Below are 18,521 nucleotides of genomic sequence, written 5' to 3'. Positions count from 1 at the left end.
TGGCCTCAGTCGAGCGTGCGTTTGTAGAACTTCACCGCCACGGTCATCAGCACGGCGGAGAAGACCAGCAGCGGCCACAGATCGTGCCACGCGTCGCCCCAGCCGTTGCCCTTGAGCAGAATGCCGCGAATCAGCCGGTTGAAGTACGTGAGCGGCAGCACGTTGCCGATGGCCTGTGCCCACTCAGGCATGCCCCGAAACGGGAACATGAAACCCGACAGCAGCATGTTCGGCAGAAAGTAGAAGACCGTGAGTTGCATCGCCTGCAACTGGTTCTGTGCGAACGACGACACCGTGATGCCGACGGTCAGATTCGCCGCAATGAACACGAGCGCCGACAGATAGATCGCGATCACGCTGCCCACGAACGGCACATGAAACACGAACCGCGCGGCGAGCAGGATGATGGTCGCCTGAATCAGGCCGATGGCGATGTACGGCACGATCTTGCCCAGCATCACTTCGATGGGCAGCACCGGCGTGGCGAGCAGATTCTCCATGGTGCCGCGCTCGCGTTCGCGCACGATGGCGAGGCCGGTCATCATCGCGAGCGTCATGGTCAGAATGACGCCCATGAGCCCGGGAATGATGTTGTATTGCGTGATGCCTTCGGCGTTATAGAGCCGGTGCACCTGCACGTCGAATGCGCTTTGTCCGCCCGCGAGCGAGGCGAGCCCGCCTGTCAGGTCCTTTTGTGCAACCGACTGCGCAATCGCCGGCAGGGCACCCAGTGCCGAGGCCATGGCCATCGGGTCGGTGGCGTCGGCTTCCACGAGTAGCGCAGGGCGCTCACCGCGCAGCAGGCGTCGTGTGAAATCGGCGGGAATATTCACCACGAACTGCACGCGTCCCTGCGCGAGGGCGGTGCGTCCGGCTTCTTCGCTGTCGAGTGTTTCGGTAAAGCGGAAGTACTCGGAATGCTCCATCGCTGCCACGAAGCTCCGCGTGAACTCGCTGTTGTCGTGAATCAGCGCGGCGGTGGGCATGTGCTTCGGATCGGTATTGATCGCGAAGCCGAAAAGCGTGAGTTGCACGAGCGGCACGCCGATGATCATGGCAAACGTCACCCGGTCACGGCGCAGTTGCAAGAACTCCTTGCACACGATGCTCCACCAGCGCGAGAGCGAGAACCCGAACGTCGCGTTCATGCGTCGTCTCCGAAGTTGTCTTTCGCGTGGCTCATCAGATAGATGAACACGTCTTCGAGGCTGGTGTCGATGGGCGTGACGGTGAGGCCCTTGGCGTCGGCCTGCGCGCGCAGCGTTTTCTCCAGTGCGGCCGCATCCTGACCGCTGACGTGCAAAGCGCTGCCGAACGCGACGGTTTGCGCTACGCCCGGTTGTTCGCGCAGCTCACGCGCCAGATCGACCAGGTTGTCGCCGTGCACGGTCCACGTGGACAGGTGCTGGCTTTCGATGACCTCGGCCGCCGTGCCTTGCGCGAGCAACTCGCCGTACGAAATATAGGCGAGCTTGTGGCAGCGCTCGGCCTCATCCATGTAATGCGTGCTCACGAGGACTGAGATGCCTTTCGCGGCCAACTCGTGCAGTTCTTCCCAGAAGTCGCGCCGGGCGGTCGGGTCGACGCCGGCAGTCGGTTCGTCGAGCAGCAACACACGCGGTTCGTGCAGCATGCACGCCGCCAGCGCGAGCCGTTGTTTCCAGCCACCGGAGAGCGAGCCGGTGAGTTGTTTTGCGCGGCCTTTCAAGCCCAGATTCTCGATGGCGCGGTCGACGGCTTCACGGCGATTCGGCATGCCGTACACGCGGGCGACGAAATCGAGATTCTCGCGAATCGTCAGGTCTTCCCAGTAGGAGAAGCGCTGTGTCATGTAGCCGACCTCGCGCTTGATCTGCGCACTCTCGCGCACGATGTCGTAGCCCAGACAGGTGCCGCTGCCAGAGTCGGGCGTGAGCAAACCGCACATCATGCGGATACACGTGGTCTTGCCGCTGCCGTTCGGGCCGAGAAAGCCGAAGATTTCGCCGCGCCGCACTTGCAGCGAAACATCCTTGACGACATGTTTGTCGCCGAAATGCTTGTTCAGACCATTCACGTCAATGGCGAGCGAATCGTCATGCGCGTGTGGTGCCGGGGCGGCGCTCATGGCCGGCTCACCTGTACGGGCTGGCCCGGGTTGAGCTTGACCGCATCTGCCGGCGCCGGATGCGCCTCGACCATGTACACGAGCTTGTCGCGCGTATCGTTGCTGTAGATCACCGGCGGCGTGTATTCCGCTTCGCTGGCGACGTATGTGATGCGGGCGTCGACACCGGCGCCGCACCCGTCACAGGCGATATGCACGGTCTGGCCGGCCTGCAAACCGCCCAGTGCCGACTCGGGGACGAAGAAGCGGACCTTGATGTTCTGCGGCGGCAACAGGCGCACGACCGGGCTGCCTGCATTCACCCATTCGCCGACGCGGTACATCGTGTCGTACACGCGCCCGTCGGCCGTGGCCACGGGGTGCTTCTGCGCGAGTTGCCAGTCGGCTTGAGCGAGCGATGCGCGCGCCACGTCGACCTGTGCCGCTTGCGCCTGACGTTGCGCTTCGCGTCCGGGCAGCCGTGCTACGGCGAGACTGCTTTGCAACTCCTGCACATGGGCCACGCTGCTGCGGGCATCGGCGCGGCTGGCGTCGAGTTGTTCGCGCGAAATACCACCGGCGGCGTATTGGGCCTGATCGCGGTCGAACTGCGCAACGGCCTTGTCGCGCGTGGCGATGGCTTGCGTAATCTGCGCCTGCGAGACGGCGATTTCGTCGGGACGCTTGCCGGTGTCGAGGTCGCGTAACTGCGCTTGCGCACTGGCGAGCGTTTCGCGCGCGTGGGCCTGCGCGGCGAGTTCATAAGTGGATTCGAGATCGAAGAGGGCGTCACCGGCCTTGACCTGCTGGCCGCGCGCGACCGAGAGCTTCTGCAAGGTGCCGGCCTGCGACGAGGCCACGTTGACGAACTCGCCTTCGGCATAGCCCTGCCACGGCTTGGTGCCGCTATCGCCGCACCCGGTCAGCGCCAGCAGGGCGGCCAGTGCGGCAACGGTCATCACGTTGGTGCTCATGGGGGTCTCTCCCGGCATGATGCGTCTCGTGTCTCTGGTCTCGTGTCCTGAACCAGGAGGTTGTCCGCTGCCACCTTAGCGCAAAAGCGCGTGCTGCCGCAATTCGGGCAAGCGGGGCTGTCCGTCGGGACCGAAGGGCTGTCCATGCGCGGCCCGGGACTCTCTGCTATTGTGCGCACATATCCGGTAGCGCACGGGGGCGCGTGCCGTCAGGGCGCAGCGTGCCGGACCTCATGCAAGGAGCTTGATTTTTATGTCTCACGACACGTTCGACGAAAACGACTGGAAGCGATTCCTCAAACATCTCGGCGAAGACCCGGACCGCCCCGGCCTGCACGAAACGCCTGCCCGCGTGAGCAAGGCTTGGCGCCAATGGACGTCCGGCTACGGGCAAGACCCGGCCGAGGTGCTCAAGGTCTTCGAAGACGGCGCAGAGCAATACAACGAATTGATCGTCGTGCGCGGTATTCCTGTGTACAGCCATTGCGAACACCACCTTGCCCCGTTCTTCGGCAAGGCGACCATCGGCTATCTGCCGAACGGCAAGATCGTGGGGCTCTCGAAACTCACGCGGCTGGTCGATTGCTTTGCACGCCGCTTGCAGGTGCAGGAGCGCCTGACCGTGCAGATCGCCGATGCGTTGATGACGCACCTGCAACCGAAGGCGGTCGGCGTGGTGGTGTCGTGCCGCCACATGTGCATGGAGAGCCGTGGCATTCGTACGGCGGGCGAGGAAACGGTGACGTCGTCGATGCTCGGCGAATTGCAGCCGAACCTCGCACTGCGCACGGAATTTCTCGCGCTCGCACGCGACAAGTAAAGCGACTCACGAAGTCAGCCGACGCATCAGCAAAAAGCGCCGACCGGATTGCCCGGGCCGGCGCTTTTTTCATGTGCGGCTGACGTTGCGCCGCCGCCGTCGGTGACCGTTATCGCGCGTAGCGGGCGACGATGGTCGAGCCGTTGAGCGTATGGCCGGCGAGCGCAGCCGTCAGGCCGTTGGCGTCGAGGCCCGGCGGCAGGCGGCCCGGTTCGAGATCGGTGGCCGTTACGCTGATGATGTAGTGATGCGGCGAGTCGCCCACGGGCGGGCAGGCGCCGCGATAGGCGGTGGCGCCGCTGATGTTCTTGCCGACGGTGACCTGTGCGGTCGTTTCGTTGCCTGCACCGGCGGCCAGCCCGGTAGTGGTGGCCGGGATATTGTAGGCGAGCCAATGCACCACACCGCCGCCCTTGGCCCCGTCGGGGTCTTTCATCGTCACGACGACGCTGCGCGTGCCTTGCGGCAATTGCTTCCACTCGACGGGCGGGCTGACGTTTTGTCCACCGCATTCGCCAAGCCCCGCGTGCGCGGCGGGCAGCATGCCGTTATCGGGGAATGCGCTCGACGACACGCTCATGCCTTCGGCCGCTTGCGCAACGCTCGCGCCTGCCGACAGCACACCCAAGGCCAGCGCGATCGCCATCGCGCTGGCATGGCGGCGGGTGCCGAGACGCTTGCGGCCGGACAGTCCGGGGACTTCTAACATCAGATTCATGGGCGTTCCCTCCTCATTTGGCGGAAGCAATGATGAGCTTGAATGGTAGTGCAAGCAATGCCGTGCCCGCTACACCCGCGCACCAGAGGGCGACGAACCACCCCCAGCGAACCAGCGCCTGCCGCCATGCCGGGACGACGGCGGCCGTGCGTGCGCTCGTCCCCGCGACGTCTTGACGTTCACGATCGCGGCGCACGGCGGGCCGCGTGAGATCAGTGATAGTGCGCATCGTGAGCCACCTTGCCGCGAAAGACCCAGTACGCCAGCATCGTGTAGGCGAGGATCACGGGAATGATGAACGCTGCGCCCCACAGCGTGAACGACAGGCTCGATGCCGGTGCAGCAGCCTCCCACAGCGTGACGCCCGGCAGAATCGCGTACGGGTACGCGCTGATGAGCAGCCCGCTGTAGCCGAGAAACACGAGACCGATGGCGAGCCAGAACGGCGTGGCGTCATGCGCGCGGCGGAGCACACGCCGCATCACGAACGTGGCACCGGCCACGAGGAACGGCACCGGCAGCATGCGCCAGAACCATTCGCCGTCGAACCAGCGCTCGGCCACGAGCGGCAGACGCAGCGGGGTCCAGAACGAGACGATCACCATCGTGCCGACCAGCGCCAGCGTGAGCGGCCACGCGAGCGTGCGCAGGCGGCGCTGCAAATCGCCTTGCGTCTTGCCGATGAGCCAGCACGCGCCCAGCAGGGCATAGGTGATAAGCAGCCCCAGCCCCGTGAACAGGTTGAAGGCGGTCAGCCATGCGAAGGCATCGCCCGAGAACTGACCGTTTTCCACCGGAATGCCCGACAGATACGCGCCCAGTGCCACCCCCTGAAAAAACGTTGCACCTGCTGAACCGCCGATAAAGGCGAGATCCCACCATTGCCGCGTGCGGCGCGACTTGCCGCGAATCTCGAACGCCACGCCGCGAAAGATCAGGCAGACCAGCATGAAGACCAGCGGCAGATAGAGCGCAGAGAGCAGCACCGAATACACCATTGGGAACGCGGCGAGCAGGCCCGCGCCGCCCAGCACGAGCCATGTCTCGTTGCCGTCCCACACGGGCGCGACCGAATGCATCATGACGTCGCGTTCGCTGGCGTCGGGAAAGAACGGGAAGAGAATGCCGATGCCGAGGTCGAAGCCGTCGAGCACGACGTAGAGAAAGAGGCCGAGTGCGATGATGGCGGCCCACGCTAAGGTCAGATCCATGAGAATTCTCGAGTTGGCGGGTGTCGATCGTCAGTAGGCAATGGCGAGCGGGGTGTCGGGTTGCTTGCCCTGCTCATCCTGCTTGCCCGGCGTATCCGTGGTGTCAGCCGAATCGGGGCCGCCGCGCAATATCTTCAGCAAGTAGTAGATGCCCGTGCCGAACACGAGGAAGTACGCGATCACCAGCACCAGCAGCGACACCTGCACCTGCTGTGCGCTCACGGGAGAGAGCGCGTTGGCGGTGCGCATCACGCCGTACACCACCCACGGCTGGCGTCCCGCTTCGGTCGTGACCCAGCCGGCAAGCAGTGCGATAAAACCGGTCGGCGAGAGCCACAGCACGGCGCGTGCGAATCCGCGTGATGTGAACAACTTGCCACGCCGGCGCAGCCACACGGCGGCGATGGCCACAGCGATCATCGCAAGGCCGAGGCCGACCATCACGCGAAAACTCCAGAACACCAGTGGCACGTTAGGCCGTTCGTCCTTCGGAAATTCCTTCAGGCCGCGAATCTCGCCGTCCCAGCTATGCGTGAGGATCAGGCTGGCCAAGTGCGGCACTTCCACGGCATAGCGGGTCGTTTCGGTCTTCATGTCGGGCCAGCCGAAGAGGTTGAGCGGTGTGCCGCCCGTCTTGGTCTCCCACAGCCCTTCCATGGCCGCGAGCTTGGCCGGTTGATGCTCACGTGTGTTCAGACCGTGCAGGTCGCCCACGAACGCTTGCAGCGGCGCAAAGATCAGCAGCAGCCACATCGCCATCGAGAACATCGTCTTCACCGCCGGGTCGCGGCGCCCGCGCAGCAGATGCCATGCGCCGGTGCCCGCGACGACCAGCGCGGCCACCACGAACGCGGCAATGCTCATGTGCGCGAGACGATACGGAAACGACGGGTTGAAGATCACGTCCCACCACGACAGCACCACCACGCGCCCGTCGACGATTTCGTAACCCTGCGGGGTCTGCATCCAGCTATTCGACGCGAGAATCCAGAACGTGGAAATCAGCGTGCCGACGGCCACGCACAACGTCGCGCCGAAGTGCGCACGCGGGCTGACGCGGTTCCACCCGAAAAGCATGATGCCGAGGAAGCCGGCTTCGAGAAAGAAGGCGGTCATCACTTCATAAGTCAGCAGCGGCCCCGTCACGGCGCCGGCAAAACTTGAGAAGCCCGACCAGTTGGTGCCGAACTGATACGCCATCACCACGCCTGAGACCACGCCCATGCCGAAACATACGGCGAAGGCCTTCGACCAGAATTTGCACAGGTCGAGATAGTGCTGCTGGCGTGTCTTGAGCCACATGCCTTCGAGCACGGCGATAAAGCTGGCCAGCCCGATGGAGACGGCGGGGAACACGATGTGAAACGAGACCGTGAACGCAAACTGAATGCGCGCGAGGTCGAGAGCTTCGGGAACGACTGTCATGATGCGCTCTATGTAAGTAGATGGCCCTGTCTTGTATGTATTTATTGATGGTATTTCACCATCTGTTTGCGTACATAGTAGGGCTTGCTGCATTGCAGCACGCGTGACAAGTCGTCGCATGTGGCGCAATGACGCGCCACAGCGATCCCTCAAATAGCTCGCTATTTGTATGTTTTATAAGGGATTTATGTCGGCGCCCCGTGCGACGTCATGTCACACGGGGCAGGGCTCAACTGAGCAGGCTGGCCCCGATATTGATCGACAGGCCCAGTACGGCCAGATTGAAGAAGAACGAGAGGATGGCCTGCGCGAGCGTGGCGCGACGCATGCGCCGCGAGGAGAGGCCGACGTCGGCGGTTTGCGAGGCGACGGCGATGGTGAACGAGAAATACAGGAAGTCCCAATAGTCCGGGTCGCAGTCGCGATCGGGCCAGACCAGCGCGTAGGGCGATTCGGTATCGGTGAAGTACAGGCGGGCGTAATGCAGCGTGTAGATCGTCGGCACGAGAAACCAGCCGGCGATGAGGGTTGCGGCGGCAAACAGCACGTGTTCCGACGCTTGATGCGGCACGCCACTCTTGGCGTTCGCCAGTTCATGCACGATCGCCACCACACTCGCCAGCGCCGACAGGCAGACCACCGTGAGCACGATCACCGCGCTCTGGTCTTCCTGCTCGGCAAAGCGCTCGATGCTGCGTTTGGGCGCGGTGACCATCATGAACCAGATCATCGCCAGATACGACCACGCGCCCGCGTTCCAGCCGATCAGCGTACGCGTGACCGGGCTGAAATGATCCTGCACGAAGATGCCCACCAGCACGCCGATAGCAATGGCAATGAGCAGCCGGGGGTGGAAGCGAACCAGATGCGGGAAGAGCTTGGCGTTCATTGGCGAAGTCCGGACGGCGGCCGGGGAGGGCCGCCAGTGCACAGATTATCGCGCACGCTGCCTTCGCCGACGCACTCGCCACTGTCACCATTCATTTCTGGCGCCGCGGCTATCCCCGCGCGAGCACCATCAAGACGAAGATCGTGTTGTTGATGGCGTGCATCGCAATGGAGGCACCCAGTCCGTGGGTCTTCTTCGCGAGCCATCCGGCGGTGAGACCGAACGCGAAGAGGAACAGGAAGTGCTTCGCGTCGGCGTGAACGGACGCAAAAATAGCCGCCTGCCAGAGGTTCGCCGCAACGAAGCTCATATGGCGGGTCAGGCCGCCGAGCAGGCATCCGCGAAAGACGAACTCTTCGACGAAGGGCACCGCCACCGCGATTAGCAACAACGCGAGCCCGGGGCCGCCCAACTGCGCTGCACCGCGCACGACGAAATCGTTCACGGTTTGGGGCGCCGTGGGGAGCATGTGGCGTGCGATTGCCCATGCGCTAAGCGCGGCGAAGACAAGCAGCACGGCCGGCCAGATGAACCAACGAGCTTTCCATGGCCCGGAACCGAGCCACTGACGCCAGCCGAAGCGCCAGACCATGCGCGCCAGTGCGAGCGCGATGACGCCGAGGGTGATGAAGTGGGCAATGGCCAGCTTCGGTTGCGCGGGCGGCAGGCCGTTGCTGGTGCCGGCACCGGGAGGCGTCGGCGCGAACTGTCCCATGACGAGCGCAGGAACAACCCACGAGGCGAGGCAGAACACGGCCAGTGCATACCAGGCATGGCGCAAGCCGATGCGCTCGAAGATCGCCGCGAGCGGACGGCCCTTGCGCGCTCTCACCGTGCCGACGTAGTGGGCCGGGAACATCAGAATGCCCGGCGCCAGCACGATGCAAACACTGGTGCCCAGCAGCGTCAACAGCAGCGCCGCGAAGACTGGACGCATGGCGGCGCCCGGATCGATCGTCAGCAGGACGGCATACGATCGTGCCAGTTGCCAGCGGCTGCCGGTGTCGTGTTCGAGCGAGGACTGAATCGCCGCCGCTGCTGCCTTGCCGTCGCGGGCCGCGAGGCCGACCGAGAGACGCAGCGCACGGAGTTGCGTTGTCTCGGGGCCGCCGGGTTTGGATTCGGACAGCGCACGTTGGGCGCTGGCGACGTCACCCGCCTGAAGGTAGGCACGCGCGCTCGTATAAGGATCGATTTTGAGGCCGGCGTCCTGCATGCGAATCAGCAGGTCACGGGCGGTCGTGCCCGGCAGCACATCGTGGGCCGTGTTGATGCGCCCGCTGGCCATCCAAGGCAGATTCGGCACCGGCGCCTTCATCAACAAACGCTTGGCCTCGGCCTTCTCGCCGGTGGTGGCGAGGTGGCGCACGGCGATCAACAGCACGGGCGTCTCTGTCGTCAACTCGGCGGCGTCGACGGCCTGAATGCCCGCGTTGATCTTGTCCTGAACGGCTTCGTAGGCGTTGGCGAGCGCGGCGTGCAGACGGGCGCGATCCTGCTGCGGCCATTGTCTGGCGTTGGGCAGAAGCGCCATGCCTTGCTCGACGGCCTCTTTGCCGTAGACGCCTTGCAGCAGATACAGCGCCACTTCCGGCACGTTGCTGAATTTGTCTTTCAGCGTTTGCCGGCAGGATTTGAGGTCGGCCTGCGCCTGCTCGGTCCAGTGCGAGTCCTCGGACCACGCGTAGTTCTGGATGAACTGACAGCGCGCTAACGCGAGCGCCGAGTCTGCGGGACGGGCGCGGGCCGAAGCATCGAGCGTGGCGACGATCTCGCGATACTTGGCGAGCGAGGCGGCGTCGACCTGCCGGGTCATGGCGTCCTGATCCGGCAGCGCATTGCCCGAGGCTGGCGCAGCAAGCAAAGGGGTGAACGAGGGAAAGCCGAGGGTGGCCAATGCCACGCAAAGAAGGAAGCGAGACAAGCGATGCACGCGTGATTTCCCCAGAATGTTGTTGTCGCCAACCGCCGCGTTCGCGAACCGTCAGCCTGATTGGCTTAACGACCGATGGGGCGCGAACTGTAATGTGCGCCCGGTTTCGCGATTCACTGCTTGGAGGAAGTCCTCGGGAATCGCCGCCGGGCGTCGCTTGTCGCCGAGTGCGGCGCGGCGCATGATAAGCAGCGCCTGAATGCCGATGTCAGGTGCAGAAGAGGGGCCGACAAGATCGTTGAGACAAGCGAGGTCGATCACGATGAACGCAAAATGGGAAGCCCTGCTGACCTGGTGGCAGCGGCGGCGCGAGAACGGGGCGTCGGACGGTGTGTACTACAGCACGATCATGTTGATCGCGCTTGGGCTCGCTGTTCTTGTGATCTCGACGCGGGAGATGTCTGTCGTCCCAGCCATGCTCGTCGTCGCCAAGTTCGCCCTGATCGGGTCAATACTGGCCCGGATGTTTCGAGGAAATCTGCTCGCCACCCTGGTGATGTTTGTGGTGACGATGGTGATCATCTATGTGCTTTTCTTGCTGCTCGTTGTCTATTTAAGCTCGCGGCATCATGACCGTGTCAGCACCTTGCCCCCCGCGTTGTCGCTGCTGCACCCGAATGCTGATGGCGCAGAACTGGTCGACTACCGTTTGGGCGAACGTCTCGATGTGCCCGAATGCCCGAGCGCAGCAGGGAGTCTCCAGCGCAGCTATCAGGGGCCGGACGGCGGGGCATGCTTTCGTCATCTGACCAGTGAACGCATCGGCAGCCCATTGGGCACTGACGAGAATATCGTCGTGGACCGGCTCGATCTGGCGCGATTCGAAGTCTTCAGCGCGGTTCAGCCGGTTTGCGTTGCGCTACGCGATGGGCGCATCGTCGGCGTCGCCGTGCATGTCGCCGAGCGGCGACGCTACGACGTAGTGCGCTCGATGCAGGACACTTTCCAGCAGCCGGCGGCGCACGTGCGGTGGCAGGCCGTTGCCCGGAGCGACAGCTATTACGATCGTGATCTCTGGACGTCGGCCCAAGTCAGAAGCGCGATGTACACGCTGACGGTGCCGCCCTTTGGCCGTTCGGCGGGCTCTGTCGATTCGATGCTCGTGATGGAGTCACCGGAGGGGCCGCGCCCATTCGCGGCCACCCGCATGTCGCTGGGCGATTGCCCCGCCATTGCCCTCGACTATCAGGCCGACGCAAGTTAAGCCACGTCAAGCCACGGTTTTGCCCGGAAATGCACGCCAATGGTGCGCCGCCGCATCGCGATGCGGCATTGTGCCCGTTGCGATGTCATGCCCGGCGTAGTGTTTCGCTGCTGAAAACAGCAACCTCGCGCATTCTTTCGTCTTCGGCAATGCCCCGAAAGCCCCGATGCACGGGCTTCATAGGAAATTCTTCGCATCGCTGACCTCCCCATGGCACGCCACTTGCTAATCCTTGCATAAGGCCAATGGCGGCTGAGTGAAGACAAGCGAATTTTCTGCACCGCATGAACGGCCTCGCGAGAGCGGGGCATTCGGGGCAACGGCGTCCCGAGGCAATAGGCCTGCTTACAGGCATATCGCTTCGGGACGCCTTTTTTTTGGCATACGAACACGAGGGTTCCCATGAGCACGCTCACGCAATCGTTGAAAAGTGGCAACTGGCGCGCGCTGGTTGCGTGTTTTCTTTACTTCGACACGGGCTTTACCGTCTGGGTGATGCTCGGCCCGCTGGCCCCGTTCATCGGCAAGGACATTGCGATGACACCGGCGCAGACCGGTTTTCTCGTGGCCGTGCCGGTGCTCGGCGCGGCAATTCTGCGCGTGACACTGGGCAATCTCTATCAGGCCTTCGACGGCCGCAAGATCGCGTTGATGGGCCTGACATTGTCGGCGATTCCGTCAGTGGTGCTGCTGCTCATGCCGGGCACGCCGTCATACACGTTGCTGCTGGTGTTGGGCGTGTTCCTCGGGATCGGCGGCGCGAGCTTCGCGGTGGCACTCCCGATGGCAGGCAGCAACTATCCGCCGAAGGTGCAGGGCCTCGTGCTCGGGCTGGCAGCGGCCGGCAATATCGGCGCGGTGCTCGACGGGTTCATGTTCCCGGGGCTTGCCGAACAATTCGGCTGGGCCCGTGCCGCAGGCGCTGCACTGCCGTTGCTGGCGCTTGCCGCGCTCGCGCTCGTGTTCTGGGCCAAGGATCAGGGCGTGAAGTCGGGCAGTGCGCCGCGCGCGTTCACAAGCTTCTTCATTACGGTGTTCGGTCTCGTGGCGCTGGTGTTGTGCGTGCATGCGGGTGCGTTCGGCGAAGGCAAGGCGGGCGTGCTGCTGCTGCCGGTGCTCGGTGCATTGCTCGCCATCGCAGTGTTGCCGCGTCACTACCGCGGCGTGCTGGGTGAGCGGGATACGTGGGTCATCATGCTGGTCTACAGCATTACGTTCGGTGGCTTCGTCGGCATGTCCTCGTACGTGAGCACGCTGCTCATCGCGCTGTACGGCATGCAGCGCATCGAGGCCGGCTTGTTCATGGCGTTGCTCGCGTTCCTCGGCGCGTTGGTGCGCCCGATCGGCGGGCTGGTGGCCGACAAGATTTCGGGCGTGCGTGCACTGGTGCTGCTGCTTGCCGCGATTTCGATCTGCGACTTTGTGTTTGCCGCATGGATGCCGCCGCAAGGTGCCGGTATTGCGCTGCTGGTGGTGATGTACCTGTGCTTCGGGCTGGGCAACGGTGCGACGTTCCAGTTGGTGCCGCAGCGCTGGCAAGGCAAGACCGGCCTGATGTCGGGCATCATCGGCGCGGCCGGCGGTATCGGCGGCTTCTATCTGCCCGTGATCATGGGTATGGCGAAGGAGTCGACAGGCAGCTATCAGATGGGCTTCGCTACGTTCGGTGCATTGGCGGGCGTGGCGTTCGTGCTGGTGGTCGTCTTGCGCACGCACTGGATGTCGTGGGCGTTGCCCAAGGAAGTGCCGGGCGGGGCGGTGTTGGCGGGCGGTGTCGCGCACGTCGAATAAGGTTTCTACCGACGCAGGAACGGCCCGTCAGCGCCAACGCGCGGCGGGCCGATTTGTTTTGCAGCACGGCGTGAGCGGCGCATCGAATAGACTGTCGGGCACGAATGGAATCCCGCAGGAGACATCATGCGTCTGGGTGTGCCCAGCCTCTCGGCGTTGCAGGCTTTCGAGGCCAGCGCCCGACATCAGAATTTTGCGCAGGCCGCGCAGGAACTCGCCCTCACGCACGGGGCGGTTTGCAAGCGTGTGAATGAGCTGGAAGGGCACTTGGGCGTGGCGCTGTTCGAGCGCGTGAAGCAGCGTCTGGTGCTCACGCCAGCCGGGGCTGAGTATGCGAAACGCATCCGGGTGCATCTCGACCAGATTCGCCGCGATACGCTCGACGTGGTGCAACAGGGACGCGAAACCGAGTTGGAAATTGCCGTTGGCGTGACGTTCGCCGCGCAATGGCTGATTCCCCGGCTGGACGATTTTTACGCCAGCACGCGCGACGTGCGCCTGCATATCATCGGGCGCGACCAGCCGGTGTTCTTCGACGACTCCGCTTTCGACGCCACGATCTACTTCAGCACGCGCCTATGGCCGGGCATGCCCGGCACGGCACTCATTACCGACGACACGTTGATGCTGGTCGCGGCCCCTCGATTGCTGGCGGGGCGGCCGTCGTTATCGAACGACGAGATTGCGGCGCTGTCGTGGATTTGTGTGCGCGACCTGCCGCGCGCATGGGACGACTGGCTGGCCACGCAAGACGCCGCGCAGTTGAAGCCCCAACGCAGTGCGCAGCGCTACGACATGTTCATCATGGCGATCAACGCTGCCGTGGCCGGTCTGGGTGTGGCGCTGTTGCCGCGCGTGCTGATCGAGCGCGAACTGGCGAGCGGCGCGCTGGTGCAGGCGCATGCGCACACGCTCGCCAACCCGCAGACCATCTATTTCTCGTATCCCGCACAACGGCGCGACTGGGCGCCGTTGCAGCAATTCGACGTTTGGCTGCGCCGTGCGGTCGACGACTATCGCGCGGCCAGATCGGGGCTTTCGCGCAGCACCTGCTCGTAGAGTCCCTGAAAACCCAGCCACGCGACGTAATCCGAACCGAGCAGGCGATGCACTTCGCGTGCTTCGGTTTCGGACAACTCTTCCAGCGGCCCGGCGGCTTCCGCCAGCAACTGCACCTGCGCGCAGCGCTCCATGGCGAGAAAGCGATAGGCGGCCGCATCGACCGACGAGCCGACCGTGAGCAGCCCGTGGTTGAGCAGCACCGCGGCACGTTTGTGTCCCATGGACTCGGCGATGCGGCGGCCCTCGTCGGCGCCCAGCACGAGCACGTCGCCGCGAAAGAGCACGTGGTCGTCGTAGAACAGGCAGGCTTCCTGATTGATCGGAGCGAGCGGGCGCGTGCGTGCGGAGAACGCGCGTCCATGCGTGGTGTGCGTGTGCGCCGCCGCTTCGACGTGGGGCAGGGTGGCGTGAATACCGGCATGAATTGCCATCGCGGCCGCGTTCACGGGACCGTCGCCTTCGTGAAGCCGGCCTGCTTCGTCCACGAGAATCAGATCGTCGGGATGAATCGATGAAAAGTGCTGGGCGTAGCGATTGACCCAGAAGCGGTCGTGAAACTCGGGATCGCGCACGGTGATGTGTCCGGCGATGCCTTCCGCGAGGCCGAAGCGCGCGAAGATCCGGAACGCCACCGCCAGTCGCAGCTTGCGATCGGCGCGCGCGTCGGCAACGTTATCGAAGACGCGGGGTTTGGGCAGCGGTGCGCCGAGTGGCGTGGGGATGGCGAAGGCGTCAGAGACATCGGGCGTCGCGTGAGCGGCTGACGTCTCGTGAGGCAACGGCGGCAAGGGGGGCGGCAAAGGCATACGGCACTCCGTGGGGAAGGGATGCCGGTCGCACCGCGCCAGATGGCTAACGGTACGCCGGCTTGCCGCCCATTGTCCGAAGGGGACCGCGCTGCGTCTATCGACGAAAAGTCATGGGAGAGATACGGCGTTAGATGCAGCGTTACTTGCCGAACAGCCCGTTGAGGGTGGCCCCGCTGGCCGCGCCGTTGAAGCCGTCGAACCGGCCTTCGGCGAGCGCCGTCGCCGCACTCATGAAACTGCCCCATGCCGTGCGGGCCAGTGCGCCGCCCACGCTCACACGCCGTACGCCGAGGCTGCGCATGTCTTCCAGCGTCAGCGGCGAATTCGCACCGATCAGCACGTTGACCGGCTTCGGTGCGACCGCGGCCACTACGGCGCGGATCTGTTCCGGTGTCTGGATGCCCGGCGCGTAGAGGCAGTCGGCCCCGGCTTCGGCGTAAGCCTTGAGACGGGCAATGGCATCGTCGAGATCGGGCACCCCGGCGAAGAAGTTCTCCGCGCGGCCCACGAGCAGTGTGTCGCCACCGGTCTCGTCAATGGCGCGGCGTGCCGCCTTGATACGCTTGACGGCCTCGTCGATCGGGAACAGCGGCGCGTTGACGTCGCCGGTCGAGTCTTCGATGGACAGGCCGGCGACGCCGGTCGCCACCGCGAGCTTCACGCTTTCGGCGACCTCGTCAGGTGTGTTGCCGAAACCGCTTTCGAAGTCCGCATTGACCGGCAGGTCGGTGGCGGCCACGAGGGACTTCAAATGGGCGAGGACAGTGTCGCGCGTCACGGCATTGTCGGGATGACCGGTCGACCATGCGAAGCCCGAGCTGGTCGATGCAATCGCCTGAAAACCGGCATGTTCGAGATAGCGGGCGCTGCCGGCATCCCACGGGTTGGGGATCACAAAACAACCGGCAATATGCAGTTCACGGAAGGCGGCGCGTTTTTCGGCGGTGCTGCGTGGCATGGCAGTCTCCTCTGGCGGATGGCGGCGGCATCCGAGGCCTCGCGCCGGTGCCCGGTGTCGAGTCTGATGCGCACGTCTGAAGGCACGATCATCGCGGTTTTGCCGCAGGCTCGCAAGCGCCGGGCAACCCGGCTTTCCTTTGTCCGCCTTTGCGTTTCTTGCGCGATGGCTTCGCATGACTTGATCGCCCGGAAAACCGTCACCGACCGGGTGTTTCGGTGTGCTGGTTTTAGCTGCCGATGTTGATGCGCGACTCATAGCCGGTTTTGAACGCTCTAACCAGTGTTGAAACGGTTTTGCGGGCGCGCCAAGCGCGATATTTGTGTTCGGGCGAAACTTCGGCAGACACGCCGAATCAATCTCGGTAATTCGCGGTAACAAGCTTTTTTGCGGCAATGCGGGAATAAGCGCGCTTCAACGGGCGTTATGCAATCATCTTCCCCAGTTTCTCAGGATGCCCGTCGTGAATTCACTACCCCCATCACCCGCTTCGTCCGCTTCGTCCTCTTCGTCCTCGCCTCGCCATGCCAGCGGCGTTGCGCTGTATGAAGACGCGAAATACACGCGCGTTGCCATGTTGCTGCACTGGGCGGTGGCGTTGCTGATGCTCGGCAACGTCGCCATTGGCCAGACCATCGCGTTGCTTTCCGACGCCACGCTCGAAAAGATCGACGTGCGCTTCTGGATCGATCTGCACAAGTCCATCGGCATCACCGTGCTCGGTCTGGCCATTCTGCGCATTCTGTGGCGCGTAACGCACCGCCCGCCTGCGCTCTCGCACGTCTTCGCGTCGTGGGAGCGTGCAAGCGCCCATCTGGTGCACTGGCTGCTCTACGTGCTGATCTTCGCGTTGCCGCTTTCGGGCTGGGCGCACGATTCGGCGTGGGTGGCTGCGTCGACACACCCGCTCGTGCTCTTCGGCACGTTCCCGTTCCCGCGCATGGGCTTTCTGATGGCGATGAGCGACGCCAGCAAGGATTACTGGCATGGCGTGCTTGGCAATGTGCACACGTACTGCGCCTATTCGCTGTATGTCTTGCTCGCGTTGCACGTCGGCGGTGCGCTCAAGCACCAATGGATCGACCGCCACTCGGTCCTGAACCGGATGCTGCCATGAGCGTGACGACGACCCGGCTCGATGCCGCGCGTGAATTGCATTCGCCGCGCTTCACACTGCCCGCGACGCCGTTGGCGAGTTGGCTGGTCCATGGCACGGTCGCTGTGCTCTGGTGTTTGCTGTTTGCGCAAGCGTTCGTGCTGAAAGGCGTGTTTGCGTGGGGCACGGGCGTGGCCTACGTGGCCTATGACACGGTGCTGCTGGCGTTTGTCTTCTGGAAGGCGTGGCGATTGATGCGCCCGGACCCCGAAGACGCAGCGACTTCGCTGGCGCGTGCCGATGGTCAATCCGTCAGCACGAAAGCCACGGCGCTCACGATGGGCGTGGTGGTCGCGGCGCACAACGAAGCGGCGGCACTGCCGGTCACGTTGCAGGCGCTCATGTCGCAGCAGCGCGTGCCTGACTTGATCGTGATTGCCGACGACGGCTCTCGTGACGGCACGGCGGCGCTGCTGGTCGAACACTACGGGTTGACCGATCCGGGCGAGGGCGCACTGAGTGCGCCGAGCCGCACGTATCCGAACCTGCGTTGGCTGCGCGTGCCGCACGGCGGCAAGGCGCGCGCACTCAATGCGGCGCTGGTCGGCGTGGACACCGATATCGTGATGACCGTCGACGCGGACACGCTGCTCGATGCCGGGGCCTGTGCCGCCATGCACGACGCGTTTGTCCGTCGTTCGAATCTGGTTGCGGCGACCGGCGTGTTGACGCCCGTGTGCGGCCATACGGTCGGCGCGCGGGTGTTGCAGTTCTTCCAGACGTACGAATACATCCGCAATTTCATTTCGCGCTTTGCGTGGATGCGCGCCGATGGTCTGTTGCTGATATCCGGCGCGTTTGCGTGCTTCCGCCGCGAGGCCGTGCTTGCCGTGGGTGGGTTCGATCCGGCGTGTCTGGTCGAAGACTACGAGCTGATTCACCGCCTGCGCCGTTATTCGGTCACGCATGGACTGGGTTGGGACGTGCGCGTGATTGGCGGTGCACAGGCGGTGACCGACGCGCCCGGCACGCTCGCGAGTTTTCTGCGTCAGCGGCGCCGCTGGTTTGCCGGTTTCCTGCAAACGCAGTACTGGTATCGCGACATGGTGGGCAATGGCCGCTACGGCAATCTTGGGCGGTTGATGCTGCCGGTGAAGGCGTTCGATACGCTGCAACCGATCTATGGTTTAACTGCGTTCGCGTTGCTGGTCACGTTTGTCTGCGAGGGGCATTACGGTGTGGTGCTGCCCGTGTCGGGCATCATTCTCGGCAAGATCGTGATCGATCTGGGCTTCCACCTGTGGTCGGTGCATGCGTACCGCCGATGGACGGGACACCGCACCGGCACGAGCCTCGGTCTGGCGTTCGTCGCCGCGGTCCTTGAGCCGTTCTCGTTCCAGTTGATGCGTCATGCGGGTGCGGCGCTGGGCTGGGGGCACTTCCTCACCGGGCGGCAACATTGGGGGGTACAGGTGCGACGCGGTATTCTCTCGGGTGAGCGCGGGGCATCGGTACCTCGCGACGGTTGATTCCTTCATTTCCCTA

At 64.1% G+C, this 18,521-nt stretch carries 18 protein-coding genes; 6 read left to right on the top strand and 12 right to left on the bottom strand.

The genetic code is table 11. The features are described 5' to 3' along the window. Positions 1 to 5: 5 nt before the first annotated feature. From CDV46_RS21645 to CDV46_RS21635, 3 genes are read right to left on the bottom strand one after another with little or no spacing between them, the layout of a single operon-like run. Positions 6 to 1,148, bottom strand: coding sequence for an ABC transporter permease (locus CDV46_RS21645; RefSeq protein ID WP_058378035.1), 1,143 nt, complete (start codon positions 1,146 to 1,148; stop codon positions 6 to 8). Then, positions 1,145 to 2,107, bottom strand: coding sequence for an ABC transporter ATP-binding protein (locus CDV46_RS21640; RefSeq protein WP_087724892.1), 963 nt, complete (start codon positions 2,105 to 2,107; stop codon positions 1,145 to 1,147). The genes CDV46_RS21645 and CDV46_RS21640 overlap by 4 nt, the downstream gene beginning before the upstream one ends. Beyond that, positions 2,104 to 3,060 carry an HlyD family secretion protein gene (locus CDV46_RS21635; protein WP_087724890.1) on the bottom strand — a complete coding sequence of 319 codons (957 nt, stop codon included), beginning with the start codon at positions 3,058 to 3,060 and terminating at the stop codon, positions 2,104 to 2,106. The genes CDV46_RS21640 and CDV46_RS21635 overlap by 4 nt, the downstream gene beginning before the upstream one ends. Positions 3,061 to 3,313: 253 nt before the next feature. Here CDV46_RS21635 and folE point away from each other — a divergent pair, with 253 nt between their 5' ends. Further along, the gene (folE, locus tag CDV46_RS21630) at positions 3,314 to 3,880 is read left to right on the top strand and encodes a GTP cyclohydrolase I FolE (RefSeq protein WP_058378038.1); all 567 of its coding nucleotides are present in this window, start codon (positions 3,314 to 3,316) and stop codon (positions 3,878 to 3,880) included. Positions 3,881 to 3,989: 109 nt separating this feature from the next. On the opposite strand, the gene CDV46_RS21625 is transcribed toward folE, so the two are convergent. The 7 genes from CDV46_RS21625 to CDV46_RS26925 all read right to left on the bottom strand — a co-directional run bounded on the left by CDV46_RS21625 (position 3,990) and on the right by CDV46_RS26925 (position 10,317). Continuing rightward, complete coding sequence (locus CDV46_RS21625; RefSeq protein WP_254916153.1) at positions 3,990 to 4,598, bottom strand: YbhB/YbcL family Raf kinase inhibitor-like protein; 609 nt, start codon at positions 4,596 to 4,598, stop codon at positions 3,990 to 3,992. Between the two features lie 13 nt (positions 4,599 to 4,611). Next, positions 4,612 to 4,827 carry a hypothetical protein gene (locus CDV46_RS21620; RefSeq protein ID WP_087724889.1) on the bottom strand — a complete coding sequence of 72 codons (216 nt, stop codon included), beginning with the start codon at positions 4,825 to 4,827 and terminating at the stop codon, positions 4,612 to 4,614. Then, positions 4,811 to 5,809 carry a cytochrome d ubiquinol oxidase subunit II gene (cydB, locus tag CDV46_RS21615; protein ID WP_087724887.1) on the bottom strand — a complete coding sequence of 333 codons (999 nt, stop codon included), beginning with the start codon at positions 5,807 to 5,809 and terminating at the stop codon, positions 4,811 to 4,813. The genes CDV46_RS21620 and cydB overlap by 17 nt, the downstream gene beginning before the upstream one ends. A gap of 30 nt (positions 5,810 to 5,839) precedes the next feature. Next, entirely contained in the window at positions 5,840 to 7,234 is a 1,395-nt protein-coding gene (locus tag CDV46_RS21610) for a cytochrome ubiquinol oxidase subunit I (RefSeq protein WP_087724885.1), read from the bottom strand. A gap of 229 nt (positions 7,235 to 7,463) precedes the next feature. Continuing rightward, positions 7,464 to 8,123 carry a DUF1345 domain-containing protein gene (locus CDV46_RS21605; RefSeq protein ID WP_087724883.1) on the bottom strand — a complete coding sequence of 220 codons (660 nt, stop codon included), beginning with the start codon at positions 8,121 to 8,123 and terminating at the stop codon, positions 7,464 to 7,466. A 109-nt stretch (positions 8,124 to 8,232) separates the two neighbouring features. Then, on the bottom strand, positions 8,233 to 10,056 hold the full coding sequence (locus CDV46_RS21600; RefSeq protein WP_140413451.1) for a CPBP family intramembrane glutamic endopeptidase: 1,824 nt from the start codon (positions 10,054 to 10,056) through the stop codon (positions 8,233 to 8,235). Between the two features lie 51 nt (positions 10,057 to 10,107). Further along, positions 10,108 to 10,317: a hypothetical protein gene (locus tag CDV46_RS26925; protein ID WP_140413450.1), complete on the bottom strand. Its 210-nt coding sequence runs from the start codon at positions 10,315 to 10,317 to the stop codon at positions 10,108 to 10,110. A gap of 1 nt (position 10,318) precedes the next feature. Between CDV46_RS26925 and CDV46_RS21595 the strand changes: the two genes are divergently transcribed. From CDV46_RS21595 to CDV46_RS21585, 3 genes are all read left to right on the top strand, one after another. Continuing rightward, on the top strand, positions 10,319 to 11,260 hold the full coding sequence (locus CDV46_RS21595) for a hypothetical protein (RefSeq protein ID WP_087724879.1): 942 nt from the start codon (positions 10,319 to 10,321) through the stop codon (positions 11,258 to 11,260). Positions 11,261 to 11,662: 402 nt separating this feature from the next. After that, a complete protein-coding gene (locus CDV46_RS21590) occupies positions 11,663 to 13,051 on the top strand; it encodes an MFS transporter (RefSeq protein ID WP_058378045.1) in 1,389 nt (462 codons plus the stop codon). Positions 13,052 to 13,177: 126 nt separating this feature from the next. Then, on the top strand, positions 13,178 to 14,110 hold the full coding sequence (locus CDV46_RS21585; protein ID WP_087686943.1) for a LysR substrate-binding domain-containing protein: 933 nt from the start codon (positions 13,178 to 13,180) through the stop codon (positions 14,108 to 14,110). Here the strand turns inward: CDV46_RS21585 and CDV46_RS21580 are convergent. Both CDV46_RS21580 and CDV46_RS21575 read right to left on the bottom strand, forming a co-directional pair. Next, positions 14,065 to 14,919, bottom strand: coding sequence for a class II aldolase/adducin family protein (locus CDV46_RS21580; protein WP_087724878.1), 855 nt, complete (start codon positions 14,917 to 14,919; stop codon positions 14,065 to 14,067). The two genes, CDV46_RS21585 and CDV46_RS21580, sit on opposite strands and share 46 nt — an antisense overlap. 142 nt (positions 14,920 to 15,061) lie before the next feature. Beyond that, positions 15,062 to 15,880, bottom strand: coding sequence for an isocitrate lyase/PEP mutase family protein (locus CDV46_RS21575; protein WP_087686945.1), 819 nt, complete (start codon positions 15,878 to 15,880; stop codon positions 15,062 to 15,064). Between the two features lie 574 nt (positions 15,881 to 16,454). On the opposite strand from CDV46_RS21575, the gene CDV46_RS21570 reads away from it, so the two are divergent. Beyond that, positions 16,455 to 16,997: a cytochrome b gene (locus CDV46_RS21570; protein WP_237172168.1), complete on the top strand. Its 543-nt coding sequence runs from the start codon at positions 16,455 to 16,457 to the stop codon at positions 16,995 to 16,997. Next, positions 16,994 to 18,505, top strand: coding sequence for a glycosyltransferase family 2 protein (locus CDV46_RS21565; protein ID WP_087724875.1), 1,512 nt, complete (start codon positions 16,994 to 16,996; stop codon positions 18,503 to 18,505). The genes CDV46_RS21570 and CDV46_RS21565 overlap by 4 nt, the downstream gene beginning before the upstream one ends. The last annotated feature ends 16 nt before the right edge of the window (positions 18,506 to 18,521 follow it).

This window comes from Pandoraea sp. PE-S2T-3, assembly GCF_002179965.1.
In the GTDB taxonomy this organism is placed as follows: Bacteria; Pseudomonadota; Gammaproteobacteria; order Burkholderiales; family Burkholderiaceae; genus Pandoraea.
Note: the sequence above shows the minus strand (reverse complement) of the source record. Positions and strands in the feature narration are given on the sequence as shown.

Coding starts and splice junctions, on each gene's coding strand:
- CDV46_RS21645 (WP_058378035.1), bottom strand. CDS start 1,148: ATGAACGCGACGTTCGGGTTCTCGCTCTCGCGCTGGTGGAGCATCGTG.
- CDV46_RS21640 (WP_087724892.1), bottom strand. CDS start 2,107: ATGAGCGCCGCCCCGGCACCACACGCGCATGACGATTCGCTCGCCATT.
- CDV46_RS21635 (WP_087724890.1), bottom strand. CDS start 3,060: ATGAGCACCAACGTGATGACCGTTGCCGCACTGGCCGCCCTGCTGGCG.
- folE (WP_058378038.1), top strand. CDS start 3,314: ATGTCTCACGACACGTTCGACGAAAACGACTGGAAGCGATTCCTCAAA.
- CDV46_RS21625 (WP_254916153.1), bottom strand. CDS start 4,598: ATGAATCTGATGTTAGAAGTCCCCGGACTGTCCGGCCGCAAGCGTCTC.
- CDV46_RS21620 (WP_087724889.1), bottom strand. CDS start 4,827: ATGCGCACTATCACTGATCTCACGCGGCCCGCCGTGCGCCGCGATCGT.
- cydB (WP_087724887.1), bottom strand. CDS start 5,809: ATGGATCTGACCTTAGCGTGGGCCGCCATCATCGCACTCGGCCTCTTT.
- CDV46_RS21610 (WP_087724885.1), bottom strand. CDS start 7,234: ATGACAGTCGTTCCCGAAGCTCTCGACCTCGCGCGCATTCAGTTTGCG.
- CDV46_RS21605 (WP_087724883.1), bottom strand. CDS start 8,123: ATGAACGCCAAGCTCTTCCCGCATCTGGTTCGCTTCCACCCCCGGCTG.
- CDV46_RS21595 (WP_087724879.1), top strand. CDS start 10,319: ATGAACGCAAAATGGGAAGCCCTGCTGACCTGGTGGCAGCGGCGGCGC.
- CDV46_RS21590 (WP_058378045.1), top strand. CDS start 11,663: ATGAGCACGCTCACGCAATCGTTGAAAAGTGGCAACTGGCGCGCGCTG.
- CDV46_RS21585 (WP_087686943.1), top strand. CDS start 13,178: ATGCGTCTGGGTGTGCCCAGCCTCTCGGCGTTGCAGGCTTTCGAGGCC.
- CDV46_RS21580 (WP_087724878.1), bottom strand. CDS start 14,919: ATGCCTTTGCCGCCCCCCTTGCCGCCGTTGCCTCACGAGACGTCAGCC.
- CDV46_RS21575 (WP_087686945.1), bottom strand. CDS start 15,880: ATGCCACGCAGCACCGCCGAAAAACGCGCCGCCTTCCGTGAACTGCAT.
- CDV46_RS21570 (WP_237172168.1), top strand. CDS start 16,455: ATGTTGCTGCACTGGGCGGTGGCGTTGCTGATGCTCGGCAACGTCGCC.
- CDV46_RS21565 (WP_087724875.1), top strand. CDS start 16,994: ATGAGCGTGACGACGACCCGGCTCGATGCCGCGCGTGAATTGCATTCG.